The organism is Adonisia turfae CCMR0081 (assembly GCF_011009555.1).
GTDB classification, from domain to species: Bacteria; Cyanobacteriota; Cyanobacteriia; order Phormidesmidales; family Phormidesmidaceae; genus Leptothoe; species Leptothoe turfae.
On sequence record NZ_QXHD01000004.1, the window covers coordinates 3,742,663 to 3,759,800 of the forward strand.

A 17,138-nucleotide genomic window follows, 5' to 3' on the forward strand; every position below is an offset into this window, starting at 1 on the left:
TGAGGCCGCTCCCGTTGCACTGACAGCACCCGCTATCGCCGCATAAGATCAAAATTGGTTCCTTAATTCAAAACTTAAGTCATTCACCGTGGGGAGTTTAATGCTCCCCTCTTTTGTCAACAATTCGTGTAAAGCATCTATATGACAGAAAATTCAGTCCCGAAAAACACAGCAACCAAGCCGCCCTTGAATTGGACAACTGTTACCTTTTTTACACTTGTTCATCTTCTTGCTTTGCTAGCTCCCTGGTATTTTTCATGGCAGGCTTTGGGCCTTACCCTATTGCTCCACTGGCTCTTTGGCAGCATTGGCATTTGCTTGGGATATCATCGGCTCCTCAGTCATCGCAGTTTCCAAGTGCCAAAATGGTTGGAATATTTGATTGCCTTGGTCGGAACATTAGCGTTGCAGGGAGGGCCAATCTTCTGGGTTGCTGGCCATCGTCTACACCATGCCCATACAGAAGATGAACAGGAGGATCCCTATTCTGCTAAGCGAGGATTCTGGTGGAGCCACATGCTCTGGATGTTATATCCCGAAGCAAAGTTTTTTGACTCAGACCTATACAGCCGTTATGCTCCAGAGTTAGCAAGAGATCCTGTTTATCGATGGTTAAATCGCAACTTTATACTCTTGCAAATTCCTCTAGGATTATTGCTCTATGGCCTAGGTGGATGGTCCTTTGTGATTTACGGTATCTTTTTGCGGGCGGTGCTGCTATGGCATAGCACCTGGTTTATTAACTCAGTTACCCACATGTGGGGGTATCGCACCTTTACTACTGAGGATAATTCTCGGAATCTCTGGTGGGCTGCTATCTTCACCTATGGAGAAGGCTGGCACAACAACCACCATGCCTATCCTAATGTCGCTCGAGCTGGATGGCAGTGGTGGGAAATTGATGTCACCTGGTGGGCGATTTGGGTATTGAAAACGCTCGGACTTGCTACAAAAGTTGTCAAAATACCTGCCCATGTGAAGCCAACACTCAAACAGATTTTTTGATCACTCTTTACAAGTTAGCAAGCAGAGTCATCATTCCACTGACCGTAAGATGGAAAAGTCTTTCCCCGAATCACCTCAACAGTATGGGGTAACCGTTCCGAAGTGAATAGCCCCAGACATCGTTTAGCGCCACACCGCTGCTGACCAGGGAGACAGAGCCCTTAACCCTACAAAAGAGGGCTGTCTCCCTGGTCAGTTTTGCCATGGGACTCTTCCAGTAAATACCATGCTTTAAGATTTGAATCTAAGGTTTTTATATGGTAGGGATGGCCGTGCAATGCTGACATTTGGACGAGAGCTTTGTGGAGATTTGGCGACGGCTGAAACTCGAGAATGGCTGGTAACAAATGGTATGGGTGGTTATGCCGCTGGTACAGTGGCAGGCATTCTTACCCGGCGTTACCATGGCTTATTGGTCGCGGCTCTGCAACCACCCCTGGGGCGCACGCTGTTGGTAACCAAATTAGAAGAAGCAGTCTATACCAATAAGTCCTATGAGTTGAGCACCAATCGTTGGATAGATGGTAGTGTTTCTCCCCAGGGCTATCGGTTTATCGAAAGCTTTCGGCTTGATGGGAGCATACCAGTTTGGACGTTTGCCCTAGACGATGCCTTATTAGAAAAACGTATTTGGATGCAGCCTGGGGCCAATACAACCTATGTCCGATATTACTTGCATCGGGGCAACGCGGTGAAATTGTCGCTAAAAGCGTTGGTTAACTATCGGGATTATCACGGTAACACCCAAGCACGAAGCTGGCAGATGGAGACCGGATATGTTCCCCATGGCCTTTGTGTGCAAGCTTTTTCTGATGCGATTCCCTACTATCTTTTTAGCGATCGCGGCCAGTTTCAATTACACCATGATTGGTATCAGAAATTTGAGCTTTCCCTAGAGCGGTATCGAGGCTTGACCCATATAGATGATCACCTATGTGTTGCCAGTTTAGCCGTAGAACTGGCTCCAGGTGAATCATTATTGGTTGCGGCTAGTACCGTGGCTGCACCGTCCTTAGACGGGGAGTCGGCCCTGGCCATGCGGCAAACCTATGAACGCCAGTTGTTGACCCAGGCATTCAACATATCAGAACAACAGCATCCATTATCCACGTCAGGGGAGTTTCAACAGCTTGTTTTAGCTGCCGACCAGTTTATTGTTGATCGCCCCTTGGTGAATGAACCTGAGGGTAAAACTGTGATTGCCGGTTATCCATGGTTTGGTGATTGGGGACGGGATACGATGATTAGTTTGCCGGGGCTAACCTTGGCAACGGGGCGTCCCCAAATCGCGCGTACGATTATTCGGACCTTTTCTCGCTATCTGGATCAAGGGATGTTACCTAATCTGTTTCCTGATGCTGGAGAAACCCCTGAATACAATACGGTGGATGCGATTCTCTGGTATTTTGAGGCAATTCGAGCGTACTATGCAGCCACTGGAGATGATGCGCTGCTGAGGGAGATTTGGTCAGAGTTGGCGGCGGTGATTGACTGGCATCAATGCGGTACTCGCTACAACATTCATCTGGATAGCGATGGCTTAATCTATGCTGGCGAGCCCGGTGTGCAGCTAACTTGGATGGATGCCAAGGTGGAGGATTGGGTGGTCACTCCCCGCATTGGCAAGCCGATTGAAATTAGTGCGCTTTGGTACAATGCATTGCGCTGTATGGAACTGTTTGCGCGGGTTTTAGGGAAGCCAGCACAGGATTATAAAACCCTGGCACAGCATACGTTAATCGGGTTCCAACGGTTTTGGTACGGGGCTTACTGCTATGACGTTCTAGATGGTCCCGAGGGCCATGATGCGGCGATGCGTCCGAATCAGATTTTTGCCATTTCCCTACCCTTTGCTGGCGGTGAGGCTGGGGGTGCTTTATTAGAGCCGGAGCAACAACGATCTGTGGTTGATGTGTGTGGTCGAGAACTGCTAACGTCCCACGGGTTGCGATCGCTAACGCCCACCCATCCTCAATATGTTGGTACCTACGGTGGTGATTCGCTGGAGCGTGATGGTGCTTATCACCAGGGCACTACCTGGGGGTGGCTGTTGGGTCCCTATGTGCAGGCACATTTTCGGGTATATCAGGATGCGGCTCGGGCCAGGGAGTTACTTACCCCCCTAGTGCAGCATCTCCATGGGGGCTGTATTGGTAGTCTCAGTGAGATTTTTGACGGGGATGCACCGATGACACCACGGGGGTGTATGGCCCAGGCGTGGACGGTGGCAGAAGTGCTGAGGGTTTGGCAATGGTTGGGTTAAACCTGGTGTTTTCCATGTTTGAGCATCAGCCAGATGAGCACCGGGGCTCCTAGCAGGGCCATGACGGCATTAAGGGGTAAGACCGTTTGATTGCCAGGCACCTGGGCAATACTGTTGGCCACCAGGGCCAACAGGGCTCCTAGTAAGGCAACGGCGGGAACCAGCACACGATGGTCTTGGGTGCGGCAAAGACTGCGCCCCAGGTGAGGAACGGCAACACCTAGAAATGCAATGGGGCCGCAAAAGGCGGTGACGCTGCCCGCTAACAAAGAGGCGCTAAAGATCAGATAACAGCGGACCATTGTCATGGATAATCCCAGGCTGATGGCTTGTTCTTCTCCCAGGAGTAAGAGATTTAAGGGTTTACAGGTAAGTTGGGCAATGGCGAGTCCAAAGATGACGACGGAGAGCAAAATCGGTAGTTGTTGCCAGGTGACGCCGCTAAAGCTGCCAAAGGTCCAGTTTAGATAGGTGAGGGTTTGTTCAAGGTGGCTAAAGTGCAACAGGATAGTCACTAGGGCAGTGGTGATGTAGCCCAGCATCAGCCCAAACACTAGCAGGGCCAGGGAGCTACGTATTTGGTGGGCCATGAGCAGGATCAGGAACATTGCGATCGCAGCACCCACACTGGCGGCTCCGACCACGCTTAGCTGTCCCCACCAGCCAATACTGCCGCCGGTTAAGACAATCAGGGCCGCGCCCAGACTAGCACCGGCATTGATACCAAGGACTGACGGTCCGGCCAGGGGGTTGCGGAATAGGGCTTGGAGTTGGAGTCCGCTGATGGCCAGGGCTGAGCCTGCTGCCATGGCGGTTAGGGAGCGGGGGAGACGGAAATTAAGGATAATTTCTTGCCAGGCGGGCTTAGCGGCGGTGCCGCTCAAGAGAACGGTCAGCACTTCGTTGGGGGGAATGGCGACGGAGCCTAGGGCGAGGCTAGCAAGAAATATGATAATGAGCGCCAGGGTGAGGAGGGTAAGGCCACCGAGGTGGCTGATGGAAAGTGATTTAAGTCGGTGATTAGTTAGTTTGTTGAATATTTTTTTTGGCTGGGAGATGGTTGGGTGTTTTGTATGGGTGGAGTTGAGGGTGTAGATTTTGTTGGCCATAGTTTTTGGGTGGGTGAGGTAAGTTTTTAGTGAGATAGTCTTTATGATTAGGAACTTCCCAACCCCCCCTTTTTGAGGTGCACTGCGGAGTTCTTCTCCCTACCCCTCTAATGCGAGGGGCGTGGGGACGTTGAGGTCCCCACATCAGGAGGGTTTCAGGGAGGAAAGCCCTGAGCAACCCCCATCCCTACTCACCGCTCCCCATCCACAATATTCACCCTCCTCACCTCTGTCTCATACCTCCCATCCCCATACAACCAAACCAACCGGAACCCTGGCTGAGTATCATCCATAGCCGTAACCGCTGGTGTCACCTGCAAACAAGTCGACGGACACCCATAAACCCCAATGCCCCTGGCTGTTTTGTGTTGAAATTCATGGTGAATATGTCCAAAAACAACTAACTTCACCTGCGAAAATTGCTCAATCAGCGCGAAAAACTCATCGGCATTTTTCACGCCTATTTGATCTACCCAATCGATGCCCACAGAGACGGGATGATGATGCAGTGCAATTAAAGTGGGCTTGGGCGGATGATGGGTTAAATAAAAACGCAGTTTTTGTAACTGCTGTTCAGAAAGATGACCTTCGCCAAAGGTGGCATCTAGAAAAACTGAATCAAGCAAAATCAGTTGCCATGGCCCCAGATCAATGGAGCTCAGCCCCTGACTAGCGGGCAGAACCTGGAGTACTTGCTGCAGCATGTCTAAACGATCGTGATTACCAGGTAGCCAGTAGGTGGGAATTTGCAGAGGTGAGAGTGCATCCACCAAATTCCCATAGGCCTCAGCCTCTCCCTGTTCAGCCAAGTCACCCGTCAATAGCAATCCATCAGGCTTACATTGGGCAACCTCCCGTAACACTGCGTTAAAGGTCTGCCAAGTATTACAGCCCCGCAGCTGGTCCGTGGTTTTGGCTAACAAATGGCTATCAGTCACTTGGGCTAAGAGAATAGAATGGCTCATGGTTCTAGCTTTTGGTAATAAACCAGTTCATGGTCAGGTAATAGCTGTGGATGAAAGATCTTAACTAAATCTGCCAGGAGCAGGTGGGGTTTAACGGCCCCACTCTCCCAGTAGTCATTGCCGCCAGTGTCATTGATGCGGGCATTGTTGTTAAAGACGTTGCCCTGCTTAAAGGCATCAAAACTGCCATAGCGAGGGTCGGTTGCGATCGCATCGCCATAACTGAACCAATCTTGACTGACATTTACCCAGACATCAGCTGTCGCCGCCTGGTCAACGACAGACTCAAAGTCAAGCGGTATGGTAACCGTAGACTCATTCTCTTCCCACAGATAAGCAGAACCTGCATCTCTGAGTAACTGGGCGGCATAGCTCTTGCCACCTGGCATGTACCAGGTACCCTCATAACTGAAACCAGAAAAGACCGTTGGCCGGTCTAACAGACCAGCCGTCAGCTCCACTAGAGATTCATACTCAGTCGAAATATCTGTAAAGACCTGCTGAGCTTTAGCCTCCTGGTTAAAGAACAGAGCTGTAAACAGCAGCCACTCAGCGCGTCCGAGGGGAGAGTTTTCCACATATTCTCCTGCCAGGACCACTGGCAAGCCTGCCTGTATCAGACGACCGTAGCCATCAACATCCGGGTCGCCTATACCATAGGTCATGATCAGCTCTGGTTCACTCACGAGTAGTCGCTCTAGATCGAGAGTTTTACCAGAGCTAAAGGCTATGAGTTCCCCTTGTTCAATTTTTTGACGAACGCTAGGAGTATACACAAAGCTGAAGTCATCCATACCTACAAGCCCATCTAACTGGTTCAGCAGTTCTAGGTGAGGCAGGTAGGTGGTAGAAAGTGTAACCACTGTATTGACCGGGACTTGTATGACTTGAGCCTCTTCAAACCCTTCTGGAACCGGAGTTCCGCACTGCACTAGCAGATACTCAAAAGTCTCATTAGCCGCTTGCCAGGGCTGAGTAACGGTAACGACCTTGTAGTGGTTGTAATAGTCAACGGAAAAGCCAGTTGCGTATTTAGGCTGAACTTTGTTGGGAAAGTAGTCTGTGGCAGGGTTGTAGTCTGCGACACAGGCAGCATGATTATCAGCTGTGGCAGGTTCTGATGGAAGTTGTCGGCAGCCAGCCGTCGCCAACAGCCCTAATAGCAAGACGGTTGTTACAGACTTTAGAATAGATGATGTTGACGTGGTCGAGCCCCCCCTATAGTCTCCCTTTACAAGGAGGACAGAGGCCAGCTTTTCAAATCGATCCATTGTTACCCCTCTCCCTACTTGATCAGAAAGTTCCTTTCAAACCCACCTGAACGCTCCGACCTATGCCAGGAAACCCAGGAAACTCTTCAAACTGCTCATCAAAAATATTGTCTAAGCTGGCATTCAATGCCCAGCTGTCGCTTAGAGGCAACCGTAGCTTAAAGTCCAAGGTTGTTCGCCCATCAAGGGTTTCTGAATTACCCCGATCAACAAAAGTATCACTGATGGAGCGTAAGAATAGAGCCGCGTATACCCCATCGCCGGGTTCATAAGCCACACCTAAATTAAAGCTGTCGGCATTGGTAAACGGCAAAGAATTACCTCGATCATCGGGGTTATCACTTTCCCTAATTTCTGGACGATTCCACGTGTAATTTGCAAAGGCAAACACACCGTCAAGCACTTGGTAATTTAGCTCCGTCTCAATCCCGATGGCCTCCACTCGATCAATGTTTTCGAACCTCATGGTATCACTGTCAAAGTTAATGGCATCCTTAATTTCATTGCGATAGAAGGTAACCCTAAATAAGCCCCGGTCGCCGATTTGTTGATCAATACCTACGTCAAAGCTAATGCCAGTTTCAGGTTCAAGGTTTGGGTTGTTGGTGTTGAATGTGGTCAGAAAAAGATCCGATAAGGTAGGCACACGAAAATTGCGAGCAAAGTTAGCCCGAAAATTCGTGGTATCGGTTAAAGCCACCCGTGTACCTAAGTTAAATGAAGTAAAAGAGTCTTCATCAGCCAGATCGTTAAAATCTTGTCGAATACCGGCATTAACACTGACACGAGAGGTGATATCAGCCTGGTATCGAGCAAAAATACCGGTTTGATTAATGCTTTTGTCATAGGCCTCAGTGGTTAAATCTGTCAACAAATTAGTTGTTTCGTTGTCTGCTTGAACATTACGGTAGTCGACACCGTAGGTAATGTTCTGATTATCAGCAAACTGCCAGGTATGCTGCAATTGCCCACCTAGGGAAATTTGATCGATCCTATCTTCTGAAGGCGTATCAAAACTGCTATCGGCAATGGGATCCTTGAAGGTAAGGTCAAGGAAATCACCAAATAATCGTGCTGTTAGCAATGAGTTATCCCCTTGCCCCAGCTTGGATTCATAGGTTAAATCCAGTAGTAAATTTTCTGTATACTGACTATCGTCTTCAGTCAGTGTATTGAACGCACCAAAGCCGCTAGGAGTCGGCACACCACCAGGAACATTTAAATCTTTGGTGAGATACAATGCCCCCAGACTTACCCGATTGCGTTCATTAAGGTCAGCTGCCAACTGAAAATTAAGATTGTTATAAAGCACCTCCGCATTGCTGCGATCACCCTCAAAGTCTGTTGTGCTTAGGCTAAAAGGAAAATCATTTTCTGAATCGGTACGGTTATAACCGAGTCTCCAATCAATATTGCCAGTGTTTCCCCGCACCTGTAGTGCCTGACTGTTATAGCCAAAGCTGCCAAGATCTAAGCTAGTGGTCACCTCTATGCCTTCTTCTTCCAGCGGTCTGCGGGTAATGATATTGATGACACCACCAATGGCATTGGATCCATACAGGACTGAGCCCCCCCCTGGCAGCACCTCAATTTGTTCGACCGCATCGGTTGTAAAGTTCGAGAGATCAAATCCACCGGCTGCACCGATCTCGTTTATTGGACGACCATCTAGCAAAATCAGGGTTTGAGCTGTTCCACCTCCCCGAATAAACTGACCACTCTGAGAGCCCAACTGACCACCGGCTGTACCTTCGCTCAATATTCCGGGTAGATAGAGTAGGGCTTCATCAACAGTGCGGGCTCCCTGCGTTTCAATTTGCTCGCGATTAATCACATAAACAGGTTGTGTTGATTCACGAACAGTGCCTTCACGACGAAAAGGAGAGTAAACAGGCTGATCAAGGATACTTTCAACAACATTAATCCGAATAACGTCATCTACCTCAGGAGTCTGAGCTAATTCAGATTTTTCTAGTTTGGTTGTTTCTCCAGCCCAGGCAGGTGATGCCAATAGAAAAGATAGAAGCGTTAGAGAAGCAGGGAACTTGGACATAGTAGACATTGGTCTTTTGGTTTTAAGTGTGTATTGTGTGGAGAAACGAACAACCAAAGGATCACCTTTATCCCCCAAACCCTTCTCCTGAAGAAGGAAGGCAGTAAGAGAGGAGATTTTTTGAGAAAAACAAATTCTTTCAAGCCAAAAATTCTCTCCTTGAGGAGAAGGAGAGGGATTTAAGGTGTGGAGGCCAAAGCAACTTGCAGACAAAAGTTAAGGCTAGAGCCATGCTTCAGATGACTATTTAGCTATGCCACTGAAGCTAAAGACCGTATGCATAGACTCTAGTCAATTCTGTTTCAAGGGCTATAGACATATCGACAACAAACTCGCCGTTGGAGCCTGGACCGGGCAAAAAAGATTTGATTCACATCCGTACCTCGCAGATATTTTAAGTCACAGCATCGGCGGGCGTTCTGACTGAGAGGCATAAACAAAGTTTAGAACCTCTTTCACAGCTGCGGGACAGTGGTAGATTTTCACTACGCTTTCCCCATTAACTCCAGTGGCTGCTCCCCACTAGAACCGATCCAGAGTAAAATCATATCACACTGATCTAAACTGAGATGTTCAGATTAGATAACTAGATACTGTTGGCCTCCTCAAAAGACTTTTGCCTGAGCCACCTTGTGAGCGACCTTGATAACCAATGCCTATCCAGGTCGCTCCCCACCATTCTATGAATCTGCAACGGCGATCATTAATCTGTTTACTATGCCTCAGCCCAGCTTGACTATTAAAGCGACGTATTCGACCTTGAGTGCATCTGAGCTGTTGAGTAAAGTAGCACCGCAATATAAAATGCCGAATCCTGTCTCCTGCGAGTTTTGGCATAGGGGGCTCAATGACACCTATAAATTATCTTCCGAAAAAGATGATTTTATATTGCGGGTGTATCGACACAATTGGAGGACACGCTCAGAAATAGAGTTTGAACTAGCGGCACTGATGCACTTACATAAGCAGGGGGCAGCTGTTGCTATTCCTATTGAAAGAAAGCAAGGAGGGTTTATTACCCCGATTATGGCTCCAGAAGGAGAACGATACGTTATTATCACTCAGTTTGCCCAAGGAAATATCTTAAAGTTTAACGATCCAAAAGATGCAACTCTCTTTGGTCAGGCAGTGGCAGAAATACACAGTTGTTCTTCAGGATTTGAGTCTAATGCTAGCCGCTATACGCTAGACCTCAAACATCTTATCGATGAGCCTTTGGTCAAGATCCAACCTTATTTAGCAGAAAGGTCCTCAGACTGGGAGTTCTTAAGTGAGTTAGCCAACAGTCTTTTTACAATTGTTAATGCTACAGAGGTAGGTAAGTTGGACTATGGGTTTTGCCATGGTGACGTTCATGGAGAGAATGCCCATGAGCATGGTGGCAAGGTCACACACTTTGATTTTGACTGCTGTGGTTTAGGTTGGCGCGTTTATGATCTGGCCACATTTAGGTGGGTGATTAGGCTGCTTGGCAAAGAAGATGCCCTATGGTCAAGTTTTCTAGAGGGATATAGGTCAAAGAGAGAGATTTCTGATTTGGATTTAAGTCTTGTCGAACCGTTTATTGCCATACGAGATATTTGGTTCTTTGGGCTTAATACCGGTCATTCCCTGGCCCAGGACTGGCTCAATGATGACTATATTAATTTTCATCTAAATTTTCTCAACCAGATATCTGAAAAGATCAGCTCAGGTAACTAATTAGACCTAAGGGTGGACAGGCTAATCGCTCGCAAGCGACTGGACAAACTGTTTACCACAATCCTTACAGAGATAACACTGCTTTCCTCGACGACGACCATTTTTTGATAGCTGTTTTGACTGACAGTGCGGGCATATCATTACTTTCATTACATTGGTGGCACGATCATTCCCAACATGCGGTTCTAAATATGACACTAGTAAGTCCTCAATCTGCTGTGTCAAGCGCTGACGATGCTCTTGGTCAGAGGTGTGTAGAGCCTTCAGAATCAAGGCATTAGAACTGTGCACACACACTTCGGCCAGAAGGTCACATTGGGCTTGCCCTAAGGATGAATTGCGCTGTTGTAGAATGTTGGCCAGGAAGTCAATGGCTTCTTGGGTCATGCTGTCGTCAATCGACTGGAACATATCGCGAGCGGTGTAAAACTGGACAAACACCACTCTAGATACGGGCTGCTCAAACAGCTCTACTGCTGAAGATATAAGGGCATGAATCATTGGCCGCAGGGGTAGCTGCACAATTTCTGGCGTATTAATATGGGCCCAAAACTGCTTGACGCGTTCCACATGGCGCAGCTCCATCGCGTTAAAAATAGCCGCTTTATCTGCAAAAAACTGATACACAGACCCAATGGCTGTCCCAGCTTTCGCTGCAATTTGATGGGTGGTGGCAGCGTTATAACCAACCTCATCAAAAACTGCCGCCGCCGCATCTAAAATTTTTTCCACCCGCTCTTTGCCCCGCTCTTGCTTGGGCTGTCGACGAAGATTTTTTGACAAATGCGACTGGTCTGTCATATTTTTAAAACACGACGGATTCCTCACAATTTTATAACTAACGGAGACCCCCATGAAGTCTATGCTTTTTGGTGCGCCCTGGTTATTGGCGCACAGGTCTATGCTGGCAGTGGATCAACCGCGCAAAATGTCGCTGTATGGCAGTGACTACGTGATGTGGAAGGATGCCATTGGAGACATTCATGCACTGCCCAATGCTTGCCCTCACATGGGAGCCATGCTGTCAGAAGGATGGTGTGAAACCAACAGCGGCACCAGTACGGTAACCTGTCCATTTCATGCCCTTGCCTTTGATGGCAAGGGCTGTACGGTATTGCCTGGGTCAGGTAAGAAAACGCTGCCTCAATTAAAGCCGTTAAAACTCTTTATTCAGGGCGATTTTATCTGGTCCTATGGGGATCATCAGCCAAAAATTGGGATTCCCACAGTGTTGGATGATGTGGCCAAAACATATAACTTTGTGGGTCATACCGCTGATATCAGGGTTGAAACTGATTTACTGACGATGCTGCTCAACATGCATGACTATAACCATCAAAACGGTACTCACCGAGATTTATTTCGGATTACTGAGGTAGAATTTCATCAGTTTGTTGATCAGGGGCATCGCTCCCATGCGTTTTATGAAATGCCCACTGAACCTTATTCTCTATTAGAGAAAGTGAGAAAGCCAGATCTCTTTCTATTGCCTAATAGGCTGAAAGCTCACCTGGAGAACCATTTTCCATCTTTGGTTATTTTTCATGGAGAAACTCCATTGGGTAAAATTGCTCAATGTCATCTCTTTATACCTGAAGCGGAAAACCGAACTCGCACATATATCTTGTTGTTTGGTCAGGTAAAACACCCTCTATTTAATCTGCTAGGTGACAGCTTTCTTAACTTTAGCAAAGTGGTTGTCGAACAAGATGCAGATATTCTGGGCAAAATTTACTCTGATACACCTAGAAAAATCAAGCTCAACAATGAAGTGGGTATGGACTGGGTACGTCGTAACTTTGAAAGTTTTCCAACTGTTGTCGAACCTAATCTTTCAAAGTAATGGAAGGTAACAAGCTATATTGAAATTTTGCTTAGAGATTGTTATCTTCTGACCATTTTTTTAACTCTTCTAGAAAGCCTAGGGCAGTACAACCAAACGTTGTGATTTCGTAAGCCACGGCAATGGGTCTTGTGCTGATTACCTGGCGTTTCACGAGTCCTGCGTCTTCCATCTCTTTAAGACGCTGGTTCACCATTTTCTTGCTAGCACCGCCAATCTGACGAGCGAGATCATTAAATCGCACGGGGCCATCTTTGAGATGCCAGAGAATTGAGCCTTTCCACTTTCCCCCTAAAACTCTCATTCCTCGTTCAATGGAGCAAGGCTCCAGGCAAGGCTCAACTGCCCGTTTACGACCATGACTATCGGTTTCAATTTCTATGGCCAAGCCCATGACTGGTTACTAAAAGTATACTGGTTGACTATCGTATCTTAGATTTGTACGGTATGCGTGTCTGGTTTTTATTCCTTAAAGGAACTCCCATGCACGATATTCATCTGTATACGGCTTCAACGATGAACGGTTGGAAGCCACTGATTTTTTTAGAGGAAGCAGAGGTTGGCTATGAACTAACGCCGATTGACTTTAGTCAAAAAGAACAGAAGTCTGATTGGTATATACGGCTGAATCCGAACGGACGTATTCCTACGATTGTGGACCGAAGTAATGATGATTTTGTTGTCTTTGAGTCGGGGGCCATTCTCTGGTACTTAGCGGAGAAATATGGGAAGTTTTTACCTGAGGATAGAAATTTGCGATCGCAAACCCTCCAATGGCTTATGTTTCAAATGAGCGGAATTGGTCCCATGATGGGGCAGGCCATGTATTTCCAGAGAATCGCCGAACCTCAAGGACATCGAGATGAGTTTGCCATCAACCGCTATGGGGCAGAGTCACGCAGACTGCTTGAAGTGTTAAACAACCAGCTTGACAATAAAGATTATCTTGTTGGTGATGACTTTAGCATCGCTGATATCGCTATGTACCCGTGGGCAAGATCTTATTATTGGGCCAAGGTTTCGGTAGATGGGTTAAACAATCTAAAAGCCTGGTTTGAACGCATCGATGCTCGACCCGCCACTCAGCGTGCCCTTGAGATTCCCAAGCCGTTTCCTGCCTTCTTTGGCAAGGGGGATGTGGCAACATCGGAAGCTGCTAATGCCAACCGTTTCAGAAGCGATGTTAAGTAATAATTTTATAGTCTTTATCTCTGTCTCAAGATCAAATAGTTGATGAAAACTTTCCAAAGACAATGGTCGTATTGTGACCACCAAAACCGAAAGCATTAGATAGAGCAATGTTCACGTCACAGCTATGGGGTTTGCCAACCGTATAGTTCAGGTCACAGTCTGGATCAAGAGATTCCACATTAATAGTAGGAGGAACAACATTGTATTGTGTAGCGAGGATGGTTGAGATCGCTTCAATCGCCCCCGCTGCCCCCAGTAAGTGACCAGTCATACTTTTCGTGGCAGATAGCTGCATCTGATAAGCATGCGTGCCAAAAACCTGTTTAATAGCGTTCGATTCTGCCACATCGCCTAATGGTGTTGAGGTGGCATGCATATTGATGTGATCCACCTTATCAGGGGTAATTTGGGCATCCTGCAATGCCCGTTTTAGTGCCAGAATCACACCAGCACCTGATGGGTCAGGGGCCGCGTAGTGATAGGCATCGGAGGATGCACCAAATCCCAGCACTTCGGCGTAAATCTTTGCTCCTCGGATCTGGGCATGACTCAATGTCTCTAAAACAAGCGCACCAGCCCCTTCACCGAGAACAAACCCATCGCGTGTAGCATCAAATGGACGGCTCGCTGTCTCAGGGGTGTCATTACGGGTCGAAAGGGCACGCATGGTAGCAAAACCGCCCACACCCAGCGGTGTAATCGGCGCTTCACTACCACCACAGACAATCACATTGGCATGCCCCTGTCGTAATAGCAGCACTGCATCCCTAATTGCATCATTTCCAGTAGAGCAGGCGGAAACAACGCCGTGATTAGGTCCTTTTAAACCGTATTGCATGGCAATCATGCCAGAGGCCATATTGCCAATCATCATCGGAATCATGAAGGGGGAAAGGGAATTAGCCCCCTTCTCTAACAAGACTTTTGATTGGGTTTCAAGCACCTGCAGTCCCCCAATACCTGAACCAAAGACAACACCGACAGCATCACGTTCGTCTTGCGGCCAATCGGTTAGGGCTGCATCGTTAATCGCTTCACTGGTAGCTGCCAGGGCATATTGGCAAAATCGATCCAGACGTTTTGCCTGCTTACGATCCATGTAATTTAAAGGATCAAATCCTTTCAGCTCACAGGCAAAGCGAGTTTTGAAGGAACTGGCATCAAAGCGAGTTAGGGGAACAGCTCCACTCTCACCGCGCCCCATTGCTTTCCAGAACGCATCAACGGAAAGACCAATGGGGGTAATTGCACCCATGCCAGTAACTACAACTCGCTCTTGAGAATTCATAAGGTAATCAAACGGTTTTACTTCACTAAAGTTATCGTAATATAATACCGACCAATCGGTTTTTTTGGTGGGCTTGATGGGCAAAGGCGAACAAACGCGACAGGCAATCCTAGAAACGGTAGCCATTCTGTTTAATGAGAAGGGCTATGCTGCGACATCCATGCAGGATATTACCCGCGCTACTGGGATTCAGCGGGGAGGGATTTACAATCACTTTTCCAGTAAAGACGAATTAGCCTTGGAAACGTTTGAATATGCTCTATCTGTTCTTAAAAAACAGTTAATACGCGGCATAGCTCCTCAAAAAACGGCTGTTGGTCGATTAAAGGCAATTGCGACCACATTTGCAGAGCTTTACAGCCAAAATCCACGGTTTCCCTGTGGTTGTCAGGTGCTGAATACGGCTGTTGAAGCCAAGCGACATATGCTACCGCTACGACAAAAGGCACAGGAAGCGATGAATCAGCTGAAAGCCTTAATTGTGGAGACGGTTGTTAACTGTGTTGAGCAGGATGAATTGCCGAATGCGGTTGATGGAGATGAGATCGCAACCATATTCATTGCTACGTTGGAAGGGGCTATGTTGTTAAGCGTTTTATACGATGATTCTGTTCATCTACATCGTGCGGTCAATCATCTTCACGGGTACATTAATAGTTTGGCCACCGGATCCAAAGCTTAGAAGTTAATAGAAATAATGGCTAAGAGAGTCTTCTTGCCACTATCATTTTGCAAAACTCTTTCTTGACTTAACCGCTGGACCAATCAGGTCAATTCGATCGGTCCAAATGCCCCCTGCATAGTTTGAGGGTAAGTCCCTAAGCCGCTCTGGATCATCAAAACCTTGGGAGAAGCCTTCGCCGTTATAGTCACCAACTAGGAAAACCTTGGTGCCCACATTGTTCATGCGTTGCAGAAATCGGTTGGGCCAGCCCCATAACCAGGGGGCAACGTTGGCAGGGACCAGAAGCATGTTGCGATCGCACCTATCCGGTACCCATCCAGTCCAACCCAAAGCTATATAGCGAATCAAACATTGTTTTAGTCGACGTGGCCACAGCGTCCGAATCGTGGGAAATTGTTCGCGAATAATACCAACCGGCTGGTCTGCACCATACACCATAAATTGTGCCTGACGTTCAGGAGGTAGCATCGCTAATCGCTCAGCTAAAAGCTCACCCTCCTTTGGATCCTGACTTTTCACATTAATAACAAAATTACGATCAGGAAAGGCATTGAACACCTCGTCCAGTGAGGGCATCATACCAACACCTCGTCCACGAAATGGATAGGTTTTTCCGCCATCGGCGGTATACCCATAACCAATGTCAAGGGCCTGTAGACTATCTAGAGTTTGCTCACGGGTAACACCAGCACCATTAGTACGACAGTCAATGGTCCAATCGTGAAATACAGCAAAATGCCCATCAGTCGTTGGGTGAACATCCAGCTCAACGATGTCAGCGCCATAGTCAAACGCCGCTTTCATCGACGGCAGCGTATTTTCAAGATAGTCATGGGGCACGGATAACATCCGTTCAGCAGTGCACGTATCATTGGTTAACCCCTGGCGATCATAGCCTTGACTCAACCCACGATGGGCCACCAATATCGGAGAAAGACCAATGGGTTTCACCCAAAAAGAAGCATTACTAAAATAGAGAAAACCGATGGCTGCCATCAGCACAATAGCCACTAGCTTCTGAAATTTACGCCGTTTCCTGACCATAAATGAACAACACCCAATTGTCATTACATGCTTGTTTCCAGTAATGCCTGAACAACAGGATGAAAGTCCTGCCATTGATTAAAGACATTCTCTGCCCACTGGTTTACCAGCTCATAATGCTGGGTGGCATTCTCCGCTCGCAGAATGTCATTAATTGTTAAATGACCTAAACAATCGGGCGGCTCTAACCAGACAAACTGATCTTTGTGTTGAACCACCTTTACCTTTATGTTAGAAAGCTCGCCAGCCGAAACATCTAACTTAAAATAGGCATATAGACTCGATAAATGAACATTTAACGAGCTGATGGTCTGACGACTTGGTTGACCTGGATGTTGAATCGAATAGGTGTCTACCGTCAGATCATGAACGGCCCAATAGGCAAAATCAGAATACTCGCGGGCAAGCACTTCGCCATACGTTGCCCAGCACCCCGGTGTGGATAACAGATAGCTGTGGGCAGCCCCATCAATATCGTCTGTTTCAGCCCCACAGGAGAAACACTTGATCAATGCCATAGCCACGATTCCCATACTTGATCGGGACACCCATCAGTATAGCCATAGCTTTAAAGATGTTGTAATTGCTCAACTCGGTTGCAAGAGAAATAAGGGATATGCTCAAAAATAAAGTCCCCCATAAAAGATTGTCGTAAAAGGTCTAAGGTTCTAGTTTTTAGGTCTACCTTCCAGTCACTTGGATGAGGCTAAATTGCCTAGT

The 17,138-nt window shown here is 47.4% G+C and carries 15 protein-coding genes and 1 riboswitch; of the genes, 6 read left to right on the plus strand and 9 right to left on the minus strand.

Annotated features, from left to right (window positions below):
- The first annotated feature begins 141 nt into the window (after positions 1 to 141).
- Both DXZ20_RS20250 and DXZ20_RS20255 read left to right on the plus strand, forming a co-directional pair.
- Entirely contained in the window at positions 142 to 1,005 is an 864-nt protein-coding gene (locus tag DXZ20_RS20250) for an acyl-CoA desaturase (RefSeq protein WP_163700125.1), read from the plus strand.
- 277 nt (positions 1,006 to 1,282) lie between these two features.
- Positions 1,283 to 3,268, plus strand: coding sequence for an amylo-alpha-1,6-glucosidase (locus tag DXZ20_RS20255; protein WP_163700127.1), 1,986 nt, complete (start codon positions 1,283 to 1,285; stop codon positions 3,266 to 3,268).
- On the opposite strand, the gene DXZ20_RS20260 is transcribed toward DXZ20_RS20255, so the two are convergent.
- From DXZ20_RS20260 to DXZ20_RS20275, 4 genes are all read right to left on the minus strand, one after another.
- On the minus strand, positions 3,265 to 4,377 hold the full coding sequence (locus DXZ20_RS20260) for an iron ABC transporter permease (protein WP_250565848.1): 1,113 nt from the start codon (positions 4,375 to 4,377) through the stop codon (positions 3,265 to 3,267). The two genes, DXZ20_RS20255 and DXZ20_RS20260, sit on opposite strands and share 4 nt — an antisense overlap.
- Positions 4,378 to 4,568: 191 nt before the next feature.
- The gene (locus DXZ20_RS20265) at positions 4,569 to 5,342 is read right to left on the minus strand and encodes a phosphodiesterase (RefSeq protein ID WP_163700130.1); all 774 of its coding nucleotides are present in this window, start codon (positions 5,340 to 5,342) and stop codon (positions 4,569 to 4,571) included.
- Complete coding sequence (locus tag DXZ20_RS20270) at positions 5,339 to 6,613, minus strand: ABC transporter substrate-binding protein (protein WP_250564644.1); 1,275 nt, start codon at positions 6,611 to 6,613, stop codon at positions 5,339 to 5,341. The genes DXZ20_RS20265 and DXZ20_RS20270 overlap by 4 nt, the downstream gene beginning before the upstream one ends.
- Positions 6,614 to 6,635: 22 nt before the next feature.
- Positions 6,636 to 8,675: a TonB-dependent receptor plug domain-containing protein gene (locus tag DXZ20_RS20275; RefSeq protein WP_250565849.1), complete on the minus strand. Its 2,040-nt coding sequence runs from the start codon at positions 8,673 to 8,675 to the stop codon at positions 6,636 to 6,638.
- 383 nt (positions 8,676 to 9,058) lie between these two features.
- A riboswitch (cobalamin riboswitch) is annotated at positions 9,059 to 9,214 on the minus strand.
- Between the two features lie 94 nt (positions 9,215 to 9,308).
- Between DXZ20_RS20275 and DXZ20_RS20280 the strand changes: the two genes are divergently transcribed.
- Positions 9,309 to 10,367 (plus strand): phosphotransferase enzyme family protein, encoded by a 1,059-nt coding sequence (locus DXZ20_RS20280; RefSeq protein ID WP_163700132.1) that lies wholly within the window; start codon positions 9,309 to 9,311, stop codon positions 10,365 to 10,367.
- 21 nt (positions 10,368 to 10,388) lie between these two features.
- Here DXZ20_RS20280 and DXZ20_RS20285 read toward each other — a convergent pair whose 3' ends face one another.
- On the minus strand, positions 10,389 to 11,168 hold the full coding sequence (locus tag DXZ20_RS20285; protein WP_163700134.1) for a TetR/AcrR family transcriptional regulator: 780 nt from the start codon (positions 11,166 to 11,168) through the stop codon (positions 10,389 to 10,391).
- 52 nt (positions 11,169 to 11,220) lie between these two features.
- Between DXZ20_RS20285 and DXZ20_RS20290 the strand changes: the two genes are divergently transcribed.
- Positions 11,221 to 12,210, plus strand: coding sequence for a Rieske 2Fe-2S domain-containing protein (locus DXZ20_RS20290; protein WP_163700135.1), 990 nt, complete (start codon positions 11,221 to 11,223; stop codon positions 12,208 to 12,210).
- A 31-nt stretch (positions 12,211 to 12,241) separates the two neighbouring features.
- Here the strand turns inward: DXZ20_RS20290 and DXZ20_RS20295 are convergent, their stop codons facing one another.
- Complete coding sequence (locus tag DXZ20_RS20295) at positions 12,242 to 12,604, minus strand: winged helix-turn-helix transcriptional regulator (protein WP_250565850.1); 363 nt, start codon at positions 12,602 to 12,604, stop codon at positions 12,242 to 12,244.
- Positions 12,605 to 12,693: 89 nt separating this feature from the next.
- Between DXZ20_RS20295 and DXZ20_RS20300 the strand changes: the two genes are divergently transcribed.
- The gene (locus DXZ20_RS20300) at positions 12,694 to 13,401 is read left to right on the plus strand and encodes a glutathione S-transferase family protein (protein WP_163700137.1); all 708 of its coding nucleotides are present in this window, start codon (positions 12,694 to 12,696) and stop codon (positions 13,399 to 13,401) included.
- A gap of 31 nt (positions 13,402 to 13,432) precedes the next feature.
- Here the strand turns inward: DXZ20_RS20300 and fabF are convergent, their stop codons facing one another.
- Positions 13,433 to 14,689: a beta-ketoacyl-ACP synthase II gene (gene fabF, locus DXZ20_RS20305; RefSeq protein WP_163700139.1), complete on the minus strand. Its 1,257-nt coding sequence runs from the start codon at positions 14,687 to 14,689 to the stop codon at positions 13,433 to 13,435.
- A 76-nt stretch (positions 14,690 to 14,765) separates the two neighbouring features.
- Here fabF and DXZ20_RS20310 point away from each other — a divergent pair, with 76 nt between their 5' ends.
- On the plus strand, positions 14,766 to 15,371 hold the full coding sequence (locus tag DXZ20_RS20310; RefSeq protein ID WP_163700141.1) for a TetR/AcrR family transcriptional regulator: 606 nt from the start codon (positions 14,766 to 14,768) through the stop codon (positions 15,369 to 15,371).
- A gap of 42 nt (positions 15,372 to 15,413) precedes the next feature.
- Here DXZ20_RS20310 and DXZ20_RS20315 read toward each other — a convergent pair whose 3' ends face one another.
- Together DXZ20_RS20315 and DXZ20_RS20320 are read right to left on the minus strand one after the other, a co-directional pair.
- The gene (locus tag DXZ20_RS20315) at positions 15,414 to 16,418 is read right to left on the minus strand and encodes a glycerophosphodiester phosphodiesterase family protein (protein ID WP_250565851.1); all 1,005 of its coding nucleotides are present in this window, start codon (positions 16,416 to 16,418) and stop codon (positions 15,414 to 15,416) included.
- Between the two features lie 23 nt (positions 16,419 to 16,441).
- Complete coding sequence (locus DXZ20_RS20320; protein WP_163700145.1) at positions 16,442 to 16,936, minus strand: DUF5946 family protein; 495 nt, start codon at positions 16,934 to 16,936, stop codon at positions 16,442 to 16,444.
- Positions 16,937 to 17,138 lie beyond the last annotated feature (202 nt).

Excerpts from the sequence above, each read along its gene's own strand:
- DXZ20_RS20310 (WP_163700141.1), top strand. The coding sequence starts at position 14,766 with ATGGGCAAAGGCGAACAAACGCGACAGGCAATCCTAGAAACGGTAGCC.
- DXZ20_RS20300 (WP_163700137.1), top strand. The coding sequence starts at position 12,694 with ATGCACGATATTCATCTGTATACGGCTTCAACGATGAACGGTTGGAAG.
- DXZ20_RS20295 (WP_250565850.1), bottom strand. The coding sequence starts at position 12,604 with ATGGGCTTGGCCATAGAAATTGAAACCGATAGTCATGGTCGTAAACGG.
- DXZ20_RS20265 (WP_163700130.1), bottom strand. The coding sequence starts at position 5,342 with ATGAGCCATTCTATTCTCTTAGCCCAAGTGACTGATAGCCATTTGTTA.
- DXZ20_RS20315 (WP_250565851.1), bottom strand. The coding sequence starts at position 16,418 with ATGGTCAGGAAACGGCGTAAATTTCAGAAGCTAGTGGCTATTGTGCTG.
- DXZ20_RS20320 (WP_163700145.1), bottom strand. The coding sequence starts at position 16,936 with ATGGCATTGATCAAGTGTTTCTCCTGTGGGGCTGAAACAGACGATATT.
- DXZ20_RS20260 (WP_250565848.1), bottom strand. The coding sequence starts at position 4,377 with ATGGCCAACAAAATCTACACCCTCAACTCCACCCATACAAAACACCCA.
- DXZ20_RS20270 (WP_250564644.1), bottom strand. The coding sequence starts at position 6,613 with ATGGATCGATTTGAAAAGCTGGCCTCTGTCCTCCTTGTAAAGGGAGAC.
- DXZ20_RS20250 (WP_163700125.1), top strand. The coding sequence starts at position 142 with ATGACAGAAAATTCAGTCCCGAAAAACACAGCAACCAAGCCGCCCTTG.
- DXZ20_RS20275 (WP_250565849.1), bottom strand. The coding sequence starts at position 8,675 with ATGTCTACTATGTCCAAGTTCCCTGCTTCTCTAACGCTTCTATCTTTT.
- DXZ20_RS20255 (WP_163700127.1), top strand. The coding sequence starts at position 1,283 with ATGCTGACATTTGGACGAGAGCTTTGTGGAGATTTGGCGACGGCTGAA.
- DXZ20_RS20290 (WP_163700135.1), top strand. The coding sequence starts at position 11,221 with ATGAAGTCTATGCTTTTTGGTGCGCCCTGGTTATTGGCGCACAGGTCT.
- fabF (WP_163700139.1), bottom strand. The coding sequence starts at position 14,689 with ATGAATTCTCAAGAGCGAGTTGTAGTTACTGGCATGGGTGCAATTACC.
- DXZ20_RS20285 (WP_163700134.1), bottom strand. The coding sequence starts at position 11,168 with ATGACAGACCAGTCGCATTTGTCAAAAAATCTTCGTCGACAGCCCAAG.